At 65.0% G+C, this 6,150-nt stretch carries 5 protein-coding genes; 1 reads left to right on the top strand and 4 read right to left on the bottom strand.

The features are described 5' to 3' along the window. Nucleotides 1-151: 151 nt before the first annotated feature. The 3 genes from BN2475_RS06980 to prfB all read right to left on the bottom strand — a co-directional run bounded on the left by BN2475_RS06980 (nt 152) and on the right by prfB (nt 4,037). Nucleotides 152-877, bottom strand: coding sequence for a glycine zipper 2TM domain-containing protein (locus BN2475_RS06980; RefSeq protein WP_094778813.1), 726 nt, complete (start codon nt 875-877; stop codon nt 152-154). Between the two features lie 340 nt (nt 878-1,217). Further along, nucleotides 1,218-2,759, bottom strand: a complete 1,542-nt coding sequence (lysS, locus tag BN2475_RS06975; RefSeq protein WP_094778812.1) for a lysine--tRNA ligase — start codon at nt 2,757-2,759, stop codon at nt 1,218-1,220. A gap of 173 nt (nt 2,760-2,932) precedes the next feature. Further along, nucleotides 2,933-4,037, bottom strand: a protein-coding gene (gene prfB / locus BN2475_RS06970) for a peptide chain release factor 2 (protein WP_143325737.1) whose coding sequence is annotated in 2 segments (ribosomal slippage) — nt 2,933-3,955 and nt 3,957-4,037 — 1,104 coding nt in all. Because the reading frame shifts where the segments join, the coding sequence is not laid out codon by codon here. Between prfB and BN2475_RS06965 the strand changes: the two genes are divergently transcribed. Next, entirely contained in the window at nt 4,036-4,236 is a 201-nt protein-coding gene (locus BN2475_RS06965) for a hypothetical protein (RefSeq protein ID WP_094778811.1), read from the top strand. The two genes, prfB and BN2475_RS06965, sit on opposite strands and share 2 nt — an antisense overlap. Nucleotides 4,237-4,428: 192 nt before the next feature. Here the strand turns inward: BN2475_RS06965 and recJ are convergent, their stop codons facing one another. Then, the gene (gene recJ, locus BN2475_RS06960) at nt 4,429-6,135 is read right to left on the bottom strand and encodes a single-stranded-DNA-specific exonuclease RecJ (protein WP_094778810.1); all 1,707 of its coding nucleotides are present in this window, start codon (nt 6,133-6,135) and stop codon (nt 4,429-4,431) included. Between the last annotated feature and the right edge of the window lie 15 nt (nt 6,136-6,150).

Raw genomic sequence — 6,150 nt, 5'->3', positions numbered from 1 at the left:
TTCGTCAGCAGTCTGAGGCGATTCCATTGGAATCGCCTTTTTAACGCCTGCGGAACATTAACGCCTGCGGAACATTAACGCCTGCGAAAAATTAACGCCTGCGGAAAATCCGGGCGCCGTGGCCCCGATCGCGCGCAGTCAGCGCGATGGCTTAGCCTGCCACCAGCGTGCCGTTTTCGACCCGCACATGCTGGCCTTGCTGGAATGGCGGCGCCTCGTGGTACGTGAAGTAGCGCAGCTTGCCGTTTTCCATCCGCACGCGCACCGAATAGGACGTGGTGCTGCGGATGTGCTTTTCGACCGCGTTGCCGGCAAGACCGCCGCCTAGCGCGCCGAGCAGCGTCATCGCGGTGCGGCCGCCACCGGCGCCGAACTGGTTACCGACCACGCCGCCGGCCACCGCACCGCCGACCGCGCCGATGCCGGTGCCATGACCTTCCTGATGAACCGCCGAAATCGCCACGACCGTGCCACACGTCGAGCAATAGGCCGGTTGTGCGGGCTGCTGCTGCGCATACTGCGGTGCGGCTTGCGCCTGCTGTTGCTGGGCGTACTGTTGCTGCTGCGCCGGAGCGGGCGCGGGCACGGACGGCTGAGCCTGCTGCTGCGCCGGTTGTTGCGCCGATTGTTGCGCGCTCGGTCGCTGTTGCACCGGGCCAGTGACTGCCGCTGCCGAATCGACCACCCCCGGTTGTTGCGGCGTCACTTGGGCCGCCTGGGTCTGATCGTTCTGCGCGCCGTCGCTCGACGCCTTCGGAAACAGTCCCGTGATGGCCGCGGTGGCGACGAGACTGGCAACGATGACCGCGCCGGCCGCGGTCGCGATCAGCGGATGAAGACGGCGTTGCTGCGTGGGTTGGGTGCTGGGATTGCCCATGTTGGCCTCCGTCTCTGGCAGAGTCGACTCTAGTGAGACCCAGTGTCCGGCAATTCGATCCTGCCCACGTTTCAATTTGTAACAGCTCGCGGGCGGCATGGCGGTCTGGGTGCGCCGCTACGCGCGTGGCGCCCGGGTCCTGGCGAGCGGCGAAACCGTGGTCTGACCCGAAGACCGGCACGGCGATCGCCGGCTTTTACCTATCGTTACAAACGCCCAGCGGCGGGTCAGCCGCGTGTGAGCCGCGCCCGCACGCCGCCTCGCGTGCGCGGCAAGCAAAACGCCCGGCTTCGAGCCGGGCGTTTCAGTGATGTGAACCGCGTGACGGTTGGGTCGCGGGTCAGTCTTCGCGGCGCAGATGCGGGAAGAGAATCACGTCGCGGATGCTCGGGCTGTCGGTCAGCATCATCACCAGACGGTCGATGCCGATACCGCAGCCGCCGGCCGGCGGCATGCCATATTCGAGCGCGCGAATGTAGTCCGCGTCGTAGAACATCGCTTCTTCGTCGCCGGCATCTTTCTGGTCGACCTGCTTCTTGAAGCGGGCGGCCTGGTCTTCCGGATCGTTCAGCTCCGAGAAGCCGTTGGCGATTTCACGGCCCGTGATGAACAGCTCGAAACGCTCGGTGATGCCGTCGACCTTGTCCGATGCGCGTGCGAGCGGCGACACTTCGATCGGGTAGTCGATGATGTAGGTCGGTTCCCACAATTGCGACTCGGCGGTTTCTTCGAACAGCGCCAGTTGCAGCGAGCCCACGCCCGCATTCAGGAACTTCGGCTGCGATGCGTCCACGCCGAGCTTCCTCAGCTCGGTGCGCAGGAACGCGCTGTCGGCCAGTTGCTCGTTCGTGTATTGCGGCGCGTACTTCTGGATCGCCTGAGTGATGGTCAGCCGATGGAACGGCTTGGCCAGATCCAGCTCGCGGCCCTGATAGGCGATCGTGGCCGTGCCTAATGCATCGATCGCGGCCTGACGGATCAACTGCTCGGTGAAATCCATCAGCCATTTGTAGTCCGTATAGGCTGCGTAGAACTCGATCATCGTGAATTCCGGATTGTGGCGCACCGACACGCCCTCATTGCGGAAGTTACGGTTGATCTCGAACACACGCTCGAAGCCGCCGACCACGAGGCGCTTCAGATACAGTTCCGGCGCGATGCGCAGGAACATCTGCATGTCGAGCGCGTTGTGATGCGTGGTGAACGGCTTGGCCGCGGCGCCGCCTGGAATCGGGTGCAACATCGGCGTTTCGACTTCCATGAAGTCGGCGTCGGCCATGAACTTGCGGATCGACGCAATCGCCCTGGTGCGCGCGGTGAACGTCTTGCGCGTTTCCGGCGTGACGATCAGATCGACATAGCGCTGGCGATACTTCATCTCCTGGTCCGCCAGACCGTGGAACTTGTCCGGCAGCGGACGCAGCGACTTCGACAGCAGGCGCAGCTCGGTGCAGCGCACCGACAGCTCGCCCTTGTTGGTGCGAAACAGCACGCCGCGCGCCGCGACGATGTCGCCCATGTCCCACTTCTTGAACGCGTCGTAGGTTGACTGGCCGACGTCGGCCGGCGTGATGAAGAACTGGATCTGACCGGAACCGTCGCGCACGGTCGCAAAGCTTGCCTTGCCCATCACGCGCTTGAGCATCATGCGGCCGGCGAGGGCGACTTCGAGCGGATTCGCTTCGAGTGCTTCCTTGTCGGCGTGCTCATACTGCGCCTGCAGATCTTCGGCGTGGTGCGTGGGACGGAAATCGTTCGGATAGGCGACGCCTTGCTCACGCAGCTCGCGCAGCTTTTCACGGCGCTCGGCGATGATCTTGTTGTCGTCCACCTCGGGCACGACATTCGGCAGGGCCGCATTGGGCTGGGTCGATTCGGTCATGATGATTTGGTATTCGGTGGCCCGCAGCGGAGTGCTCCGGATGCGGGAGGCCAGTCAGTGTAAAAACCTCAGGCGGTATAAGGAAACAGCGAAGAAACAGCGAAGAAGCGGCAAAGAAGCGGCAAAGAAACAGGAACGAACCGGCGCGGCCTGACTGGCCGCGCCCGTTGCGCCTAGACACCCTGTTTCAGGCTGGCGCTGATGAACGGATCGAGGTCGCCGTCGAGCACGCTCTTCGTATTGCTGATTTCGACGTTGGTGCGCAGATCCTTGATACGGCTGTTGTCCAGCACGTACGAGCGGATCTGATGACCCCAGCCCACATCGGTCTTGCCGGCTTCGAGCTTGTCCTGCTCGGCCTGACGCTTGCGGATTTCCGCTTCGTACAGGCGCGATTTCAGCATCGCCATCGCTTCGGCGCGGTTGCGGTGCTGGGAACGGTCGTTCTGGCACTGCACGACGATGCCCGACGGCATGTGCGTGATCCGCACCGCGGAGTCGGTCTTGTTGATGTGCTGACCGCCCGCGCCGGACGCGCGGTACGTGTCGATGCGCAAATCGGCCGGGTTGATGTCCACTTCGATCGAGTCGTCGATCTCCGGGTACACGAACACCGACGAGAACGACGTATGACGCCCGCCCGACGAATCGAACGGCGACTTGCGCACGAGGCGGTGCACGCCGGTTTCGGTGCGCAGGAAGCCGTACGCGTATTCGCCCTCGATCTTGATGGTGGCGTTCTTGATGCCCGCGACGTCGCCTTCGGTCTGCTCCAGCACTTCGGTCTTGAAGCCCTTGCGCTCGCAGTAGCGCAGATACTGGCGCAGCAGCATCGACGCCCAGTCGCACGCCTCGGTGCCGCCGGCGCCGGCCTGGATATCCAGGAACGCATTGTTCGGATCGGCCGGATTCGCGAACATCCGGCGGAATTCCATGTCGGCGACGCGCGACTCGAGTCCTTGCGCATCGGTTTCGCAGGCGACCAGCGTGTCGTCGTCGCCTTCTTCACGCGCCATCTCGAAGAGGTCCTGCGCGTCGCGCAGATCATTGTCGAGCGACGTGAGCTTGCCGACCGTGTCGTCGAGCAGCTTCTTCTCCCGGCCGAGGGCCTGGGCGTGCTTCGAGTCGTTCCAGACGTCCGGGTCTTCGAGTTCCCGGTTGACTTCGATTAGACGCAGTGCTTTGTCGTCGTAGTCAAAGATACCCCCGTAGGTCGGCCGCGCGTGCGCGCAGGTCCGCCAGAGAGGCTTCGATCGCGTTGAGACGTTCCGCTTCCATGTCGATCTTTTATAGCTTCGTAAAAAGGAGAAATTATAGCCGATCGGCGCGCCGCGCCGGCGGCTGTGAAGCGATCCGGCGCGTGTTCGAGGTTGATTTTGCGGTGTTTTTTCGACACTTCGCCGGCGCGGCGGCGGTGGTGGTGGTGGTGGCGGCGAAGCGGATCGTGTCCGGTCAGCCGCTTCGGCTGGGCGGTTGAGTCAGCCCTTCCAGATGGCCCCTTCAGTTGGCCACTTCACTTCGGCTTCAGCCAACCGCGTGCTCGACGATCAGTTGTACCCGCGCCACGCCGTTGCGCGTATCGCTCGTGGCCGCTTCGGCTGGCCAGTTGAGCAGCCCTTTCAGGCCGCCCCTTCAGGCAGCCCCTTCAGATGGCCCCTTCACTTCGACTTCAGCCCACCGCGTGTTCGACGATCAGTTGCACCCGCGCCACGCCGTTCCATGTATCGCTCGCCAGCCGGTAAGCGACGGTGGTGCGTGCCGGCAGCGTATCGGTGTGATTGAACCAGATCGCGTTAAAGCGCTGCCGCCCGCGCACGAGCTGCAGCTTCAGATGCTTGTCCTTCACCAGCGCCTGCGACGCGATGTCGAATTCGCCGGAAAACACCGGCGCCGGGAAGCCCTGGCCCCACACGGCGGCGTCGAGCATTTCGACGAATTGCGGCGTGAAGTACGCGTCTTCGAGTTCGCCGTCGGTTTCCACCGTGCGCGCGAGCGCTTCTTCGGACAGCCACTCGCGGCCGACCGCCTCGAAGGCGGCGGTGAAGCGCGGCACGTCGGCGGTCGCGAGCGTCAGCCCGGCGGCCATCGCGTGGCCGCCGAACTTGACGATCAAATCCGGCTCGCGCTTCGAGATCAGGTCGAGCGCATCGCGCAGATGGAAGCCCGCGATCGAGCGGCCCGAGCCCTTGACGAACTGACCGCTGTCGTCGGCGAGCGCGAAGGTGAACGAGGGCCGGTGGAATTTCTCCTTCAGCCGTCCAGCGACGATGCCGATCACGCCCTGATGCCAGCCCGGATTGAACAGCGTGATGGTGGTCGCGCCGTCGGGGGCGATCGCCGAGAGGTCGTCGAGCGCCTGTTGCTGCATCCCGGCTTCGATCTCGCGGCGCTCGCGGTTCATCGTGTCGAGTTGCTGCGCGAGTTCCCACGCGCGGCCGACGTCGTCGGTGGTCAGGCATTCGATGCCGAGCGACATGTCCGACAGACGTCCCGCCGCATTCAGCCTCGGCCCGAGCGCGAAGCCGAGGTCGAAGCCCGAGGCGCTGCGGGCGTCGCGTGCGGCGGCGCGAAACAGCGCGGCGATGCCCGGCTGCATGCGGCCTTTGCGGATGCGCTGCAAACCCTGCGCGACCAGCACGCGGTTGTTGCCGTCGAGCTTGACCACGTCGGCGACCGTGCCGAGCGCGACCAGGTCGAGCAGGCCGTCGAGGCGCGGTTCGGGTGTGGCGTCATCGAATGCGCCGCGTTGCCGCAATTGCGCGCGCAACGCGAGCAGCACATAAAACATCACGCCGACCCCGGCGATGCATTTGCTCGGGAACGTGCAGCCCGGCTGGTTCGGATTGACGATCGCGCGGGCGGCGGGCAGCTCGTCGCCCGGCAGGTGATGATCGGTGACCAGCACGTCGATACCGAGCGCGTTGGCCGCCGCCACGCCGTCGACGCTGGCGATGCCGTTGTCGACGGTGATCAGCAGATCCGGCTTGCCCGACGCGCCGCTCGCAGCCAGCGCGACGATGTCCGGCGTGAGCCCGTAGCCGTGTTCCATGCGGTTCGGCACCAGATAGTCGATGCGGCCGCCGAGCATGCGCAGGCCACGCACCGCGACCGCGCAGGCGGTGGCGCCGTCGCAGTCGTAGTCGGCGACGACCAGCATGCGGCGCTGCTGCTGGATCGCATCGGCGAGCAGCACGGCGGCGTCTTCGCAGCTCTGCAGCGCGGCGGGCGGCACGAGCCGCGCGAGGCCGGTTTCGATTTCATCGGGCAGGCACACGCCGCGTGCCGCGTACAGGCGCGCGAGCACCGGATGCAGCCCATGGCGGACGAGGACTTCGGCATCGACAGGGGAGCAGGCGCGCGTAACGATTCGAGTCATTCGGGAAGGCCGTGG

The sequence above is a fragment of the Paraburkholderia ribeironis genome (assembly GCF_900019265.1).
Lineage (GTDB): Bacteria > Pseudomonadota > Gammaproteobacteria > Burkholderiales > Burkholderiaceae > Paraburkholderia > Paraburkholderia ribeironis.
The sequence above is the reverse complement of the archived record's forward strand: the minus strand, read 5'-3'. Positions and strand labels throughout refer to the sequence as shown.

Bases quoted from the DNA above. Each gene is read 5' to 3' on its own strand.
- BN2475_RS06980 (WP_094778813.1), bottom strand. From the start codon at position 877: ATGGGCAATCCCAGCACCCAACCCACGCAGCAACGCCGTCTTCATCCG.
- lysS (WP_094778812.1), bottom strand. From the start codon at position 2,759: ATGACCGAATCGACCCAGCCCAATGCGGCCCTGCCGAATGTCGTGCCC.
- BN2475_RS06965 (WP_094778811.1), top strand. From the start codon at position 4,036: ATGTCGATCTTTTATAGCTTCGTAAAAAGGAGAAATTATAGCCGATCG.
- recJ (WP_094778810.1), bottom strand. From the start codon at position 6,135: ATGACTCGAATCGTTACGCGCGCCTGCTCCCCTGTCGATGCCGAAGTC.